The organism is Pseudomonas sp. Pc102, assembly GCF_018408275.1.
Taxonomy (GTDB): Bacteria; Pseudomonadota; Gammaproteobacteria; order Pseudomonadales; family Pseudomonadaceae; genus Metapseudomonas; species Metapseudomonas tohonis.
This window is the reverse complement of sequence record NZ_AP021905.1, coordinates 1,748,595-1,762,222: the sequence shown is the minus strand read 5'-3', so window position 1 is coordinate 1,762,222 and position 13,628 is coordinate 1,748,595. Positions and strand designations below refer to the sequence as shown.

At 67.9% G+C, this 13,628-nt stretch carries 13 protein-coding genes; 1 reads left to right on the top strand and 12 read right to left on the bottom strand.

The window, feature by feature from the left end:
* Positions 1-2: 2 nt before the first annotated feature.
* The 7 genes from PHLH3_RS08320 to PHLH3_RS08290 form a co-directional block, all read right to left on the bottom strand.
* Positions 3-839: a DUF2797 domain-containing protein gene (locus PHLH3_RS08320; protein WP_213630465.1), complete on the bottom strand. Its 837-nt coding sequence runs from the start codon at positions 837-839 to the stop codon at positions 3-5.
* Between the two features lie 14 nt (positions 840-853).
* Positions 854-1,117, bottom strand: coding sequence for a DUF1315 family protein (locus PHLH3_RS08315; protein ID WP_173173653.1), 264 nt, complete (start codon positions 1,115-1,117; stop codon positions 854-856).
* 106 nt (positions 1,118-1,223) lie between these two features.
* Positions 1,224-2,147, bottom strand: a complete 924-nt coding sequence (locus tag PHLH3_RS08310) for a tetratricopeptide repeat protein (protein WP_213628867.1) — start codon at positions 2,145-2,147, stop codon at positions 1,224-1,226.
* A complete protein-coding gene (locus tag PHLH3_RS08305) occupies positions 2,147-2,629 on the bottom strand; it encodes a hypothetical protein (RefSeq protein ID WP_213628866.1) in 483 nt (160 codons plus the stop codon). The genes PHLH3_RS08310 and PHLH3_RS08305 overlap by 1 nt, the downstream gene beginning before the upstream one ends.
* Positions 2,629-3,978 carry an ATP-binding protein gene (locus PHLH3_RS08300; RefSeq protein ID WP_213628865.1) on the bottom strand — a complete coding sequence of 450 codons (1,350 nt, stop codon included), beginning with the start codon at positions 3,976-3,978 and terminating at the stop codon, positions 2,629-2,631. The genes PHLH3_RS08305 and PHLH3_RS08300 overlap by 1 nt, the downstream gene beginning before the upstream one ends.
* 42 nt (positions 3,979-4,020) lie before the next feature.
* Positions 4,021-4,995 (bottom strand): metallophosphoesterase, encoded by a 975-nt coding sequence (locus PHLH3_RS08295; RefSeq protein WP_213628864.1) that lies wholly within the window; start codon positions 4,993-4,995, stop codon positions 4,021-4,023.
* A complete protein-coding gene (locus PHLH3_RS08290) occupies positions 4,995-5,882 on the bottom strand; it encodes an NAD(+) kinase (protein WP_173173643.1) in 888 nt (295 codons plus the stop codon). Before PHLH3_RS08290 ends, PHLH3_RS08295 begins: the two co-directional genes overlap by 1 nt.
* 93 nt (positions 5,883-5,975) lie before the next feature.
* On the opposite strand from PHLH3_RS08290, the gene PHLH3_RS08285 reads away from it, so the two are divergent.
* Positions 5,976-6,920, top strand: a complete 945-nt coding sequence (locus tag PHLH3_RS08285) for a DUF1853 family protein (protein WP_213628863.1) — start codon at positions 5,976-5,978, stop codon at positions 6,918-6,920.
* 146 nt (positions 6,921-7,066) lie between these two features.
* Here the strand turns inward: PHLH3_RS08285 and PHLH3_RS08280 are convergent, their stop codons facing one another.
* From PHLH3_RS08280 to PHLH3_RS08260, 5 genes are all read right to left on the bottom strand, one after another.
* A complete protein-coding gene (locus PHLH3_RS08280) occupies positions 7,067-8,173 on the bottom strand; it encodes a cyclic nucleotide-binding domain-containing protein (RefSeq protein WP_213628862.1) in 1,107 nt (368 codons plus the stop codon).
* Positions 8,174-8,177: 4 nt separating this feature from the next.
* Positions 8,178-9,149, bottom strand: coding sequence for a pyridoxal-phosphate dependent enzyme (locus PHLH3_RS08275; protein ID WP_213628861.1), 972 nt, complete (start codon positions 9,147-9,149; stop codon positions 8,178-8,180).
* A 65-nt stretch (positions 9,150-9,214) separates the two neighbouring features.
* A complete protein-coding gene (locus PHLH3_RS08270; RefSeq protein ID WP_213628860.1) occupies positions 9,215-10,585 on the bottom strand; it encodes a chromosome partitioning protein ParA in 1,371 nt (456 codons plus the stop codon).
* A 211-nt stretch (positions 10,586-10,796) separates the two neighbouring features.
* A complete protein-coding gene (locus tag PHLH3_RS08265; RefSeq protein ID WP_213628859.1) occupies positions 10,797-11,228 on the bottom strand; it encodes a nuclear transport factor 2 family protein in 432 nt (143 codons plus the stop codon).
* A gap of 210 nt (positions 11,229-11,438) precedes the next feature.
* Positions 11,439-13,475, bottom strand: a complete 2,037-nt coding sequence (locus PHLH3_RS08260; RefSeq protein WP_213628858.1) for an NADPH-dependent 2,4-dienoyl-CoA reductase — start codon at positions 13,473-13,475, stop codon at positions 11,439-11,441.
* Positions 13,476-13,628 lie beyond the last annotated feature (153 nt).

Sequence of the window (13,628 nt, the reverse complement as noted above, 5' to 3'; positions counted from 1 at the left end):
CCTTACGGCTCGCTGCTCGCCACCACCTGGTAGGCCGTGAACTTGCGGATGTTGATGACCCCGGTGTCGAGGATCAGGTACTGGCCCTTGATACCGCGCAGGGTACCCTCCAGCACCGGCGTCTTGTCCAGATCGAGGCTCACCACCTTGGTCGGGTAGGCCTCCACGGGATAGCGGATCTCCAGCGGCTCGACATCCTCGAGCTTCTGCACCGATTGCAGCCCGAAGCGCTGCTGCAGCCCCTGGATGCCGGCGTCGCAGGCTTCGAAGATGGCCTCGCGCACGGCGGGCAGGTCCAGCGCCTCGGCCTCGCCCTTGAGCAGGGCGCGCCAGTTGGTGCGATCGGCCACCTGGCTGCGCAGCAGGTCCTCCACCAGGCCGGACTGCTGGCGGGTGGCGACGCGCATGATCGGCAATGCCTGGCGCGCGCCCTGGTCGATCCAGCGGGTCGGCACCTGGGTCGCGCGGGTGATGCCGACCTTGATGCCCGAGGAGTTGGCCAGGTAGACCACGTGGTCGGTCATGCAGAAGGACTCGCCCCAAGCGGGCTCGCGGCAGGTACCGGCCTCGTAGTGGCAGCGCTCCGGGCTCATGATGCAGCTGTCGCACTGCGCCAGCTTGGTGAAGCACGGGTAGCAGTAGCCCTGGGCGAAGCTCTTGCCGGTCTTGCGCCCGCAATGGGAGCAGTGGATCGCACCGAGGAACTCCAGGCGGATGCGCCGGCCCAGCAACGGATTGACCGCCACCTGCCCCTCGCCGAGACGAAACGCGTACTGCACCACCGGATCACCCAGTTGCGCGGACATCTTGCTCAGCGCGCCGCGCCCCAGCTCTTGCATGTCGCAGGTACCCATCAGTGGATCGAGTCGGAGGATTTGAACAGGATGTTCTCTATCTTCTCGGACTTGGAGCTGCACTCCTGCGGGCCCATGTAGCCGGTACGCTCTTCCTCCGGCAGGTTCTTGATCTCCCAGGCGATGACCGCCTGCAGGCTGAGCTCCTTCTGCTCCTGGGTCAGCTTGCGGCCGTCGGACCACTTGCCGATCTCCACGGCGAGCTTGAGGCTCTGGTAGACATCCTCGGTGATGTTGCTGATCAGCTTGGCGAAATCGGACACGGCGGTTTCCTGAAGGGCGGCGAAAACGAGCGCACATTCTAGCGGCACCGCCGGTGTTGCGCACCGACGCCGGTCAGGGCGCCGATGCCTGCGGGGGGCCGATAGCCTAGAAATCGCGGGAAAGCTTCACTTGCTCCAGCTCCTTTTCCAGGGAGCGGCGGAAGATCTGCGGGCCGGCGAAGCTGTAGACCACGAAGCCCAGCCAGGCCCATTCGATGCCCTGGGCCAGCGTCTCGTGGCCGTGCTGGTTGCTGGCGATCACCACCACGCGGTAGAGCACGAACATACCCAGCAGCACGATGATCGAGCGGGTCGGCCCCAGTTCGGACATCCACGAGTTGTAGCGCCACCAGAGCCCCATGAAGGGATTGCCGCGCGCCTTGACGGCGGACATCAGGTAGAGCGCGGAGACGTCGTTGGCATTCTCGCGCAGGGCCCAGATGGCGTGGTCGCGCGCGCCCTGCAGGTCGCCGCGACGCAGCAGCAGGTGGCCCATGGTGACGATGGCGCCGGGGTGGTCGGCACGCAGCTGCAGCGCCTCGCGGGCATAGCGCTCGGCCGGGTCCACCTCGCCGCGCAGGCGATGGTAATGAGCCAGAGCAGCCAGGCAGTCGGGGTTGTCCGGCGCCAGCTCCAGGGCTCGCTGCAGGCTGGGCAGTTGCTGGCCGCGACGCCCCATCAGGTCGGCGAGCTCGGCGCGGGCCAGGTGATAGCCGGCTTCCTGGGGATTGAGCTCCAGCACCTGGTCCAGATGCTTCTCCGCCACCTTGAAGCGCCGCCGCGCCATGGCCACGCGGGCCGCGACGTAATGGGCGAACTCCAGTTGCGGGTCGGCGGCCAGGGCCAACCCGGCCTCGCGCTCGGCGGCGAAGGCGCGGCGCATCAGCAGCAGGCACAGAGCCAGCAGCGCGTGGGCCTCGGCGTGTTCCGGGTCGTCGCTGAGCAGTTGCCGCAGGCTGTTGATCGCGCCCTCGACATGGCCGCTCTGCAGGCGCTGGTAGGCCAGGTGCAGCAGGTTGGTTTCGTTCATCAGCTGAGCACCAGGAACCAGAGGGTGAAGGGCAGCAGGTTGAGCACCAGGGAGCGCAGGAAGAAGGCGCCCAGCAGCACCACCGGCAGGCCGAAGCGGTTGAGCACGCCGCCGTAGTACTGGTAGAGCTCGATGGTCGCGGCCTGCATGACGAACAGCGCGTAGCCGATGGCCAGTTTCCACACCACCAGCACCAGCATCGCGTACTGCAGGCTGTTCTTGTCGAGGATGCCGGCCTGCCACAGGTAGAGCAGGCCGAAGGCCAGGGCCAGGCTGCCCAGGAGGCCGATGGCGGCCAGCACGGCCTCGCGCACCCGCGTCGGGCTGCCCACCGCCACGCCGTTGAGCACGAACCAGGGCAGGCCCAGCCAGGCGCCGCCCAGCATCAGGCCCAGCAGTGGCCACAACGGCTCCACCGCCAATCGTGCCAGGGTGCCGGGCCGGGGCTCGTCGTCCAGCCGGTAGAGGTTGCGGTTGTCCATCAGCGCCCCTTGCCGTGCTTGTCGAGGAAGGCCAGCACTTCGTCGTACTGGCCACCCTCGTTGGAGTAGCGCGCGTAGTTGCGCGCGGTGGTCAGCCACTCCAGGGTGGTGGCGCGCACCTCCTTGAGGGCCGCCTTGAGGTGGCGGTCGGTCACCGGCTGCTCGCGGCCTTCGGCGATGGACTCCTCGATCGCCTCGTCCACCGCCGTCTCCACCAGCTCGCGCAGGTCGGCACCGGAGAAGCCCGAGGTGCTGCGGGCGAGGAACTCGTAGTCGATCTCTCCTTCGCTGGGCCGGTCGGCCATCAGCATGCGCAGCAGGCTGGCGCGTGCGGGGCGGTCCGGCGGCGGCACGAAGAGCACCCGGTCGAAGCGCCCGGGACGACGGAAGGCGGCATCCACCGACCAGGGCACGTTGGTGGCGGCGAGGATCAGCACGCCATGGTTGGACTGGGCGAAGCCGTCCATCTCGGTGAGGAACTGGCTCACCAGCTTGGACGAAGTGGCTTCGCGGGTATTGGTACGGCGCCCGCCCAGGGCCTCCACCTCATCGAAGAACAGCACCGCCGGTGCCTTGGCCCGGGCTTCCTCGAACAGGGCGTGGAGCTTGCGCTCGGACTCGCCGATGTACATGTCCAGCACATCGGAGATGGCGACGTTGAGGAAGGTGGCCTTGCACTCACCCGCCGTGGCGCGGGCCAGCATGGTCTTGCCGCAGCCCGGCGGGCCGTAGAGCAGGATGCCGCCACCGACACGCTTGCGGAAGCGCTGGAACAGCCCCGGCTTCTGGTACGGCAGGATGATCTTCTTGTGGATGGTCTTCTTCAGCTCGTCGAGGCCGCCGACATCGTCGAAGGTCAGGGTCTCGGCGGACGGAGTCAGCAGGCGCGTGGTCTCGGCCTTGTCGGTGTCGTCGTTGGAGATGACCCGCAGGCGCGGCCGCCCCTCGCCGCCCCGGAAGTCCACCACCGAGGCGCTCAGGCGGCGCTGCAGGGCGAGGTCCTCCAGCGCCGGGCTGGCTTCGACGGCGGCGCGGTACTCGCGCAGGCCCTCCTCGCGGCGCTCCAGGTCCGCCAGGGCGCGGGCGCGCAGCAGGCGCTCGGCCGGCTCGTCACCGCCCAGCAGCGCCAGCGCCCGCTCGGCATCGCCTGCCCCCAGGCACAGGCGTGCCGCCTGTTGGCGCAACGCCGTGGCGTCGAGCCGCCTGGCGAGTCCCTCGGGCAGGAAGGGCAGGCCGCGGGCGCATTCGTTGCGCTCGATCCAGGCCGGCAGCAGCAGCGCCAGCAGGGCATCGTTGTCGGGAGACGCCGACAGCGCCGCCTCCAGTTGAACCAGTGTCGCGTCATCCATAGTGCGCGAGGACTCCATTTGGGGATTCGGGACGGACGCCGTTCAGTGCGGCGTTTCCGGGCGCTCCACCTCGACCCAGACGAACTTGTCCGGGTCCAGCCGGGTTTCGGCGTCCAGCCGGTAGGCCACCAGCTTGCCGTACATCACCGCGCTGTAGTCGAGGCAGGCGAGATTGGGGCGGATCGGGGCGGGACGGCCACGTCGCCAGTAGTGGCCGACGAACAGCAGCAGCTCGTCGGCGCCATAGCTCAGCAGCGCGGACTTCTGCGCCGCCGACAGGGGTTGCCGGGCCACCTGCTCGGGCAGTGCATCGGGCTGGAAGACCACGTCGCCGTAGGTCTGCGGGTCCTCCTCCCAGAACTTGGTGCGGAACACCGAGCGGGTGAAGCCGTCGCTGCCGGTCAGGGTCATGCCGCTGGGCAGCGGCATGTCGGTGCCGCGCAGCAGGCGGTTGAATACGCGGAAGGCGAAGCTGCCACGCTCGGCGGCGGCCTGGATGAACGCCTCGTCGACCCGCCCGTCAGGATGCAGGGCTCGCAGCGGCTCGATCAGCTCGCTGTCCCAGCAGGCATGGACCATGCGGAAGTGACCGCCGTCGATGAACAACGGCAATTCCTGGAACCAGCCGAGGAAGTCGTGCCAGTCGCCCGGATGGCCCTCGAACTGCTCCAGGGTCTCCTTGAGCAGGCGCGCATGGCGCGGCGTGTGCTCATGGACGAACTGGCGCCCGCTGCCGGGCGGCGCCGGGGTGTTCCAGCCGATGGCGTTGAACTCGTGGTTGCCCATGATGCAACGCGCCTGGCCGGCCTCGACCATGGCGTGGACCAGGTGCAGCGCCTCGCGGATGCGCGGGCCCCGGTCGATGATGTCGCCGAGGAACAGCGCCATGCGCCGGGGGTGCTGCCAGACATCGCCGTGCTTGCGGTAACCGAGGCGATCGAGCAGGCGCTCCAGGGTGCGCGCGCAGCCATGGACGTCGCCGATCAGGTCGTAGCCGCGCACGGCGTCGAGTTCCATCAGTCGCCACCACCCAGGCGGCTGCCCCAGCCCAGCTTGGTGCGGCAGACCTCGTAGTAGTTGTGGTCCAGCGGGTGGATGAGCCGCAACTTCTGCGGTTTCTTGGCCACCGTGATGGTGTCGCCGGGGGCGCAGGTGAAGTGGTTCTGGCCGTCACAGGAAACCAGCGGATAGATCTGCATGTCGGGGGACACCACGATCTTCAGCTCGCTGTTGCTGTCGACCACGATCGGCCGGCTGGACAGGGTATGCGGGTACATCGGCACCACGCCGATGGCGTCCAGCTTGGGGTGCATGATCGGGCCGCCGGCGGACAGCGCATAGGCCGTGGAGCCGGTGGGCGTGGCGACGATCAGTCCATCGGCCTTCTGGCTGCAGACGAACTGGCCGTCGATGTGCAGCTCGAACTCGATCATCTTGGTCGACTTGCCGGGGTGCAGCACCACATCGTTGAGCGCGTCGCCCTGGCCGATGGCCTCGCCGTGGCGGCGTACTTCGGCCTCCAGCAGGAAGCGGCTCTCCACCAGGTACTGGCCGTCGAGCACCTCGGCGACCTTGATCTCCAGCTCGTCCGGCTTGATGTCGGTGAGAAAGCCCAGGCTGCCCCGGTTGATGCCCAGCACCGGCACGTTGTGGCGTGCCAGCGCGCGGGCGGCGCCGAGCATGCTGCCGTCACCGCCAACCACGATGACCAGGTCGCAGACCTCGCCGAGGATCTTCCGCGAAGACGTCTGCAGGCCGTGGCCCGGCAGGACTTCGGCGATGGTGTCTTCGAGGATCACATGCAGGTGGCGGTCCAGCAGGAATCGTTTCAGGCGGCGAATGGTGTCGAGCACGTGGGGGCTGCCCAGGCGACCGATGATGCCGATATTGCGGAATTGCTCCATGGGGCTCCAGCAGGGCTCTGCAACGGGAGGAATGCTCGGATTATGGGCGAAAGCCCGGGACAGCGGCAAACCAGCCTCGACTATGCTCGCAGCATGCATCCCTTCGCCGCCCTCGCCGCCCTGCCCCGCCATCTGCGCCATAACGCCGTGCGCGACCTGGCCTGGGTGCTGCTGTCCCAACCGCTGCTCGCCCAGGCCCCCTGGTGCCAGCGCCACCCGCTCAGCGCCAGCGAATGGGCCGCCGAGCCGGCGCGCCTGGCGGCCTGGCTGGAGCAGCAGGACGCCGCCCCCGCCGAACTGGAGCACTGGCTGACCCAGGGCTCCAGCCGGCGACTCGGCCTCTATTACGAGCGCCTCTGGCAGTTCGCCCTGGAGCGCGCACCGGGCATCCGCCTGCTGGGCGCCAACCTGCCGGTGCGGGTGGCCGGGCAGACCCTCGGCGAGCTGGACCTGCTGCTCCACGACGACGAGGGCGTGCATCACCTGGAACTCGCCATCAAGCTCTACCTCGGCCCGCGCCACGGCCAGGGCGAGGACGCCTCGCAATGGCTCGGCCCGGGCAGCCTGGACCGCCTCGACCTCAAGCTGGAACACCTCGCCCAACACCAGTTGCCACTCTCCTCCAACCCGGAATGCCGCCCGCTGCTGGAGGCGCTGGACGCCTGGCCGGCCAGCGCCGAACTGTGGCTGGGCGGCTACCTCTTCTACCCCTGGCCGGGCGACTGCACCGCGCCCCTGGGCGCCAATGGCGAGCACCTGCGCGGACGCTGGCTGCGGCGCAGCGAGATCGCGGATTTCCTCGCCCTGGCTCCGGCTGCCGCCTGGCAACCCCTGGAACGCCATTCATGGCTTGCCCCGGCGCGCTGCGTACGGGAAGACCTGTGGCCCCGCGAGCGCCTGGAGCACTGGCTGCAGGCACTGCCCCCCGATGCCCCTGCGCGGATGCTGGTGCGGCTGGAACGGGACGGGGAATGCTGGGAGGAGCGCGAGCGGGTGTTCCTGGTCAGCGATCGCTGGCCGCAGACGGTGGGGGCTTAGAGCTGAAGCTGGAAGCTTGCCAGCATGTAGGCCAGGAGCAACCCGACAGCTTTTCGCGAGCAGAGCTCGCTCCTACGGCAAGCGAGCCCGGCCTGCACCCGTGGGAGCGAATTTATTCGCGATCAGGCGAACCCTGTAAATCGGGTTTACCGGCTGCGCTCGACCCGCCCGCCGGAGCGGGCCAGGTAGCCGGCGCCGTCCTCGCAGAGCAGCGCGTCACGCTGTATGGCGGGCAGTGCATCCAGGCCGTCGCGCAGGGCATAGGCCTTGAAGCCCAGCTGGGAGAGGAGGAACACCGCGCTGGCGCTGCGCTTGCCGCTGTCGCAGTAGCACAGGTAGGCCTTCTCGCGGTCGAGCAGGCGCGCCTTCAGGCGCAGCAGGTGCAGCGGCATGTTCAGCGCCTCGGGGGCGTGGGCGCGCTCATATTCGTCCTGCAGGCGGACATCCAGCCACTGGGCGCCGGCGGCCAGCAGGCGCGAGGCCTCGCCGAGGGAGACCTCGTCCACCACCGGGGCCTTGAGCAGGGCGAAGAAGTCCTGGCGGTCCAGGCGCAGCACGACGCCGTCCTCGATCAGGGTGACGGTGGCATTGCGCGGACGGTCGGACAGCAGCGCCTCCTCGCCGAAGCAGGCCCCCACTTCGAGTTCGGCGAGCACCTGGTGGTCGCTGCCGGCACCGCGGATCACCTCGGCACGGCCGGACTGCAGGAAGTAGCAGCAATCCCCCGCCTCGCCTTCGCGCAGCACCTCGCTGCCGGCGGGCAGTTCGATGCGTTGCAGGCGCTTCACCATCTCCTGCACGTTGGCCGGCGGCACCTTGGCGAAGAGCGGGTTTTCCAGCAGGTGCTCCAGCCACTCCTGGTCGCCGTCCGGGTCCAGTTGCAGGAGCAGGTCCTGGTAGGCGGAACGCCAGGTGATGAGCCGCGCCAGGGTGGCGCTGTCGATGGCCAGCACGCTCACTTCGGTCAGTGCCAGGGCCTCCTGCAGGCGCGGCAGACTGGGCGACAGCGGGTGGCAGCTGGCTTCGCTGCCAGCCACCAGGCGCTGCTCGGCACCGTCGGCGTCGCGCAGTTGCAGCTCACCGGCCAGCAGGTAGTAGGTCAGCCGCGCCTGGTCGCCACGGCGGAACAGCGCCTGGCCGGCGAGCAGCGGCTGCGGTACCAGCTGGCTGCGCAATTCGCGCCACTGCTGCTCGGACAGAGCATTGAGCGGCGTCAGGCTGCGCAGTTGGTCCGGATTGAGCGGTTCGGTCATCCCATCACCTTGAGGCATCAGCTGAAGTGGCAGTGTAGCCAGCCAGCCGCAGCAGGCGCGGCAACATGGCTCGGCGGCCTTGCAAGCCCCCGGTGTGCAGCATGATCACGCGACTGCCGGCGGCAAGGTAACCGGCCTCCACGTGCTGGCGCAACGCTATTAACGCCTTGGCGGTATAGAGCGGGTCGAGTTCGATTCCCGTGCGTGCCTCGAAGTCGAACAACTCCTGCGCCAGCGCCGCATCGACACGGGCGAAGCCGCCCCGGCTGGCATCCAGCAGTCGATAGCCGGCATCCACGGCGCCGGCTTCGGCCAGCAATGCACTCACCTGCTGGGCGACACCATGGTCGGGGGGCACCGCCAGGGCTCCGAACACCGGATGGCGGCCGCCCTCCCCCAGCACCAGCCCGGCCAGGGTGGTGCCGGTACCGGCCGCCACCCAGAGCGCGTCGTAGTCGTCCCAGCCAAGGCGAGGGAGCTGCTCCTGGATCATCGCGACCAGCGGGGCGCAGCCCTGGGCACCGACAAGGCCACCACCGCCCTCCGGGACCTGGAGGAAACCCGGATAGCGCGCGGCCCAGGGCTCCCAGAAGCCCGGCAGGTGGCGGGCGCGGTAGCCACCATAGCCGAGCCAGTGCAGCGCCATGCCCAGCTCGCGCAGGTCGCTTACGGTCGGCGTCTCCACGGGCTCGCCGCGCAGCAGACCGACACAGGGGAAACCGAAGCGACGTCCCGCCGCCGCCAGGGCGTGCAGGTGGTTGGAATGGGCGCCGCCGAGGCTGATCACGCCTTCCGCCCCCTGGGCTGCGGCACGCGCCAGGTGCGGCGCCAGCTTGAACCACTTGTTGCCGCTCACCAGCGGGTCGATGCGTTCCAGGCGCAACAGGGCGAGGCTGACCGAGGCGCTATCGAGCCAGTCGAGGCGCACGGGGTCGAGGGTGGCGCTGGGTGTCCAGTCGGGGGATCGAAGGGGCAAGGCGGGTTCCGGCAACCGGGCGACTAAGGGCGGCAGGATACGGCAGCGGCGATGCCGCTGCGATCTCAGCTGACGGTACGCAGGCGGCTGCTGGCCTTGTGCCGGGCGCAGCAGTTGGAATCACCGGCGACGAAGCGGCTGGGCGAGTCCACCCGGTCGATGGGCATCGAGCAACGCTCGCCGCTGGGCAGCGCCGCTTCGCAGGTGGGCTGCTGGTAGTGGGTCAGCCACTGGCGGTACTGGGCTTCGGATACGAAGCACTTGGAGGCCGCGTAGGCCAATGGGTTGTCCTGGTAGCGGGCGACGTCCTGCAGCGGGATGGTGAGGTGCCCGGCACCCGGGTGATAGACGACGAAGACCACGCCGAGACGGGCCAGGCGCTCGAGGATCTGGTCGCCGCCCTGGTTGACCAGTTGCTCACGCTCCTGCTTGAGACGGTCGATCTCCTGCTGCAACTGGGCGTCGAGCTCGTTGCGGTAGGCCAGCTCGACATCACGGATGGCGATCTGCTCCTTGTAGTCCATCACCGCGGCGGCGATCTTGGCCTGCATCTCGCTTTCGAACTGCGAGCGCAGGATGTCCACCTCGGTGCGACCATGGCGCTCCAGTGCACGCAGCTGCTGGCTCATTTCCTCGCGGGACTTCTGGAAGCCTTCGGTCTGGGTGAGCAACTGGCGCTTGAGATCGGCGTTGAGTTCTTCCTGCTGGCGCACGTTCTGCTGCAACGCCTGGATCTGGCCTTGCAGGCCACGGATCTGCTCTTCGGCAGCCAGGCGGTACTTGGCCAGGGCCTCTTCGTTCTGCTGGCCGAGGCTGGCGATGCGCAGGCGCTGCTGCTTGATCAGCTGCGCGGTCTTCAGGCGGTGTTCCTGCTCCAGCTTCTGCGCCAGTTGCTCGGCCACTTCGGCGCCGGCATCCGGCGGCGCGTACCACTTGTCTTCCGGGGCCATCTGCAGCCGCTCCGGCTCGACCGCCTGGGGCAGGTCGTCCTCGACCATCAGGCCCAGGCCATTGCGCTTGACGGTGTCGCGGACCAGGGCGAGGTCGTTGTTGCCCGGAGCCAGGTTCGGGTCCCACATGTGCATCTGGTGCCAGGAGACCGGGCACTGGCTGCGGCAGGCCAGGCGGATCGGCCCGGCGCCCAGGTCGGGGCCGCGACCGGCGCGCTCGGCCAGGTGGCGCAGGGGCATGTTCCAGCCGGTGTCGGCCTGGCCCTTCTCGTCGAAATCCAGATAGAAGAAGACCAGCGAACGCACCAGCAGGCGGGGGTTGATCAGCACATACGCCAGGCGCATCTGCTCGTCGGCGAACTCGGGCATGTTCACCACGCCATCGAGCATCGCTTCGAATTCGGGGAAGAGCATTTCCTTGCAGATGCCACGCTCATTGAAGAACAGCACGGCTTCAACCATCTGCGGCTTGTTCTGCATGCTCATCGGTTTCCCTCTAGGCCAACGCGGTGAGTCCCTGGGCGGGACGGGTGACATTCCTGTCGGTGGAGCTACGCCTGGGAGACAGGCGTACATCCTGATTCACGGAGTCTAGGGGAAAAAGCGCAACGGGCAATGTGACTGGGTTGGCACTCGACCCGCCCCCATCAGGGAGCGGACCGGGTGCACAGTGAAAATGTGATGGGGTTGGAGACTTTCAGCTTTTCATGGCCGCCAGGTAGGGCGCCAGGCGACGTCCCATCTCCTCGCCGAGGGCGGCAAGGCCGCTCATCGGGCGGATCATGACCTCGAAATCGACGATCCGGCCCTCTTCGTCGAAGCGGATCATGTCGATCCCCTTCAGCTCCCGTTCACCGACCCGGGCACTGAATTCCAGCACCACGCTCAGGCCGTCGGCGCTGGCCAGCTCGCGGTGGTAGGCGAAGTCCTGGAACACCTGGATCACGGTGTTGAGGATCAGGTTGACCGCCTGCGCGCCCGGGTAGGGCGTGTGCGCCATGGGCGAGCGAAACACCGCCTCGGGGTGGAGCAGCTCGGGCAGCCGGCTCAGGTCCTGGCTGGCGATCAAGTGGTGCCAGCGCTGCAGGCTGGCGGCCACGGCGGGGTTGAGTCGGGCGTCGAGGGACATTGGCTTCTCCTTGTTCTTATGAGCCTGTAAAGGGCACCTCAAAAAACTACCTGTGTTGTCATCGCTGCGTTAAAAACACGCTCAAAATGCTCATTTACCGTGCGTAAACTGCGCTTTTTCGCCTGTTTTTGCCTTGCGCTGACGGCCTCGCCTACGTTTTTAGAGATGCCCTTAAAGAGAACGCCCCGCACGAGGCGGGGCGTCTTTCCATCAGAGTTCGGCGGCGAGGCGCGAGCCCTGGTTGATCGCGCGCTTGGCGTCCAGCTCGGCGGCCACGTCGGCACCGCCGATCAGGTGCACCGTCTGGCCGGCGGCGACCAGGCCGTCGTGCAGCTCGCGCAGCGGGTCCTGGCCGGCGCAGATGACCACCGTGTCCACCGGCAGCAACTGCGGCTCGCCCTCGGCGATGCGGATGTGCAGGCCGGCGTCGTCGATCTTCAGGTACTCGACCGAGTTGAGCATCTGCACGTTCTTGTTCTTCAGGCCGGTGCGATGGATCCAGCCGGTGGTCTTGCCCAGGCCGTCGCCGACCTTGGTCTTCTTGCGCTGCAGCAGGAACACCTCGCGCGCCGCCGGGTGCGGCTGGGCCTTGATCCCGGCGATGCCGCCACGGGCCTCGAGATCACCGTCGATGCCCCACTCCTTCCAGAATGCATCGCGGTTCTGGCTGGTGGCCTCGCCTTCGTGGGTGATGAATTCGGAAACGTCGAAGCCGATGCCGCCGGCACCGATCACCGCGACCTTCTGGCCGACCGGCTTGCGCTGCAGGATGGCGTCCAGGTAGCTGATCACCTTGGGGTTGTCGACGCCGGGGATCTCCGGGGTGCGCGGGGCGATGCCGGTGGCGAGGAGGATCTCGTCGTAGCCGCCCCGGGCCAGGTCATCGACGCCGACGCGGGTGTTCAGGCGAACGTCGACGCCGGTGGTCTCCAGCTTGCGCTTGAAGTAGCGCAGGGTCTCGTAGAACTCTTCCTTGCCCGGCACGCGCTTGGCGACGTTGAACTGGCCACCGATCTCGGCGGCGGCGTCGAACAGGGTCACCTGGTGGCCACGCTCGGCGGCGACGGTGGCAGCCGCGAGGCCGGCCGGGCCTGCGCCGACCACGGCGATCTTCTTCACCTGGGTGGTGGGGATGTAGTTCAGCTCGGTCTCGTGGCAGGCACGCGGGTTGACCAGGCAGCTGGTCAGCTTGCCGCCGAAGGTGTGGTCCAGGCAGGCCTGGTTGCAGCCGATGCAGGTGTTGATCTCGTCGCTGCGGCCTTCGGCGGCCTTGTTGACGAAATCCGGGTCGGCGAGGAACGGGCGGGCCATGGAGACCATGTCGGCGTCGCCTTCGGCCAGCACCTGCTCGGCCACTTCCGGGGTGTTGATGCGGTTGGTGGTGATCAGCGGGATCGACACCTCGCCCTTGAGCTTGGCGGTGACCTTGGTGAAGGCCGCGCGCGGCACCTTGGTGGCGATGGTGGGGATGCGTGCCTCGTGCCAGCCGATGCCGGTGTTGATGAGGGTGGCGCCGGCAGCCTCGATGGCCTTGGCCAGGAGGACGATCTCGTCCCAGGTGCTGCCGCCTTCCACCAGGTCGAGCATCGACAGGCGGTAGATGATGATGAAATTCGGGCCCACGGCCTCGCGCACGCGGCGGACGATCTCCACCGGCAGGCGCATGCGGTTCTCGTAGCTGCCACCCCAGCGGTCGGTGCGCTGGTTGGTGTGGGCGGCGAGGAACTGGTTGATGAAGTAACCCTCGGAACCCATGATCTCGACGCCGTCGTACTCGGCCTTCTGCGCCAGCACGGAGCAGTTCACGAAGTCCTGGATCTGCTTCTCGATGCCTTCCTCGTCCAGTTCGCGCGGCTTGAACGGGTTGATCGGCGCCTGGATGGCGGACGGTGCGACGGATTTGGGGCTGTAGGCATAACGGCCGGCGTGGAGGATCTGCATGCAGATCTTGCCGCCCGCCTCGTGCACCGCCTGGGTGACGATGCGGTGCTTCTCGGCCTCTTCCACGGTGGTCAGCTTGGCAGCGCCGGAGTACACGCCGCCCTCGTCGTTCGGGCCGATGCCGCCGGTCACCATCAGGCCGACGCCGCCACGGGCACGCTCGGCGAAATAGGCGGCCATGCGCTCGAAGCCATTGGGCTTCTCTTCCAGGCCGGTGTGCATGGAGCCCATCAGGGTACGGTTGCGCAGGGTGGTGAAGCCCAGGTCCAGGGGCGCGAGCAGGTTCGGGTAGGCGGAAGCGGTCATGGATGTCTCCACAGCGGGCGTTGCATTCACGGGATGCCGCGGCGTCGTGGGCCACGGTCGGTTTATGGGGCAGACGATAGTCAGCCAGCCGGGCGCGCTCAATGATCGAAAGTGACAAGTTATTGATCCAAACGCACAGCGCGACTTGGCAAG

Bases quoted from the DNA above. Each gene is read 5' to 3' on its own strand.
- PHLH3_RS08320 (WP_213630465.1), bottom strand. From the start codon at position 839: ATGCAAGAGCTGGGGCGCGGCGCGCTGAGCAAGATGTCCGCGCAACTG.
- PHLH3_RS08310 (WP_213628867.1), bottom strand. From the start codon at position 2,147: ATGAACGAAACCAACCTGCTGCACCTGGCCTACCAGCGCCTGCAGAGC.
- PHLH3_RS08305 (WP_213628866.1), bottom strand. From the start codon at position 2,629: ATGGACAACCGCAACCTCTACCGGCTGGACGACGAGCCCCGGCCCGGC.
- PHLH3_RS08300 (WP_213628865.1), bottom strand. From the start codon at position 3,978: ATGGATGACGCGACACTGGTTCAACTGGAGGCGGCGCTGTCGGCGTCT.
- PHLH3_RS08295 (WP_213628864.1), bottom strand. From the start codon at position 4,995: ATGGAACTCGACGCCGTGCGCGGCTACGACCTGATCGGCGACGTCCAT.
- PHLH3_RS08290 (WP_173173643.1), bottom strand. From the start codon at position 5,882: ATGGAGCAATTCCGCAATATCGGCATCATCGGTCGCCTGGGCAGCCCC.
- PHLH3_RS08285 (WP_213628863.1), top strand. From the start codon at position 5,976: ATGCATCCCTTCGCCGCCCTCGCCGCCCTGCCCCGCCATCTGCGCCAT.
- PHLH3_RS08280 (WP_213628862.1), bottom strand. From the start codon at position 8,173: ATGACCGAACCGCTCAATCCGGACCAACTGCGCAGCCTGACGCCGCTC.
- PHLH3_RS08270 (WP_213628860.1), bottom strand. From the start codon at position 10,585: ATGAGCATGCAGAACAAGCCGCAGATGGTTGAAGCCGTGCTGTTCTTC.
- PHLH3_RS08265 (WP_213628859.1), bottom strand. From the start codon at position 11,228: ATGTCCCTCGACGCCCGACTCAACCCCGCCGTGGCCGCCAGCCTGCAG.
- PHLH3_RS08260 (WP_213628858.1), bottom strand. From the start codon at position 13,475: ATGACCGCTTCCGCCTACCCGAACCTGCTCGCGCCCCTGGACCTGGGC.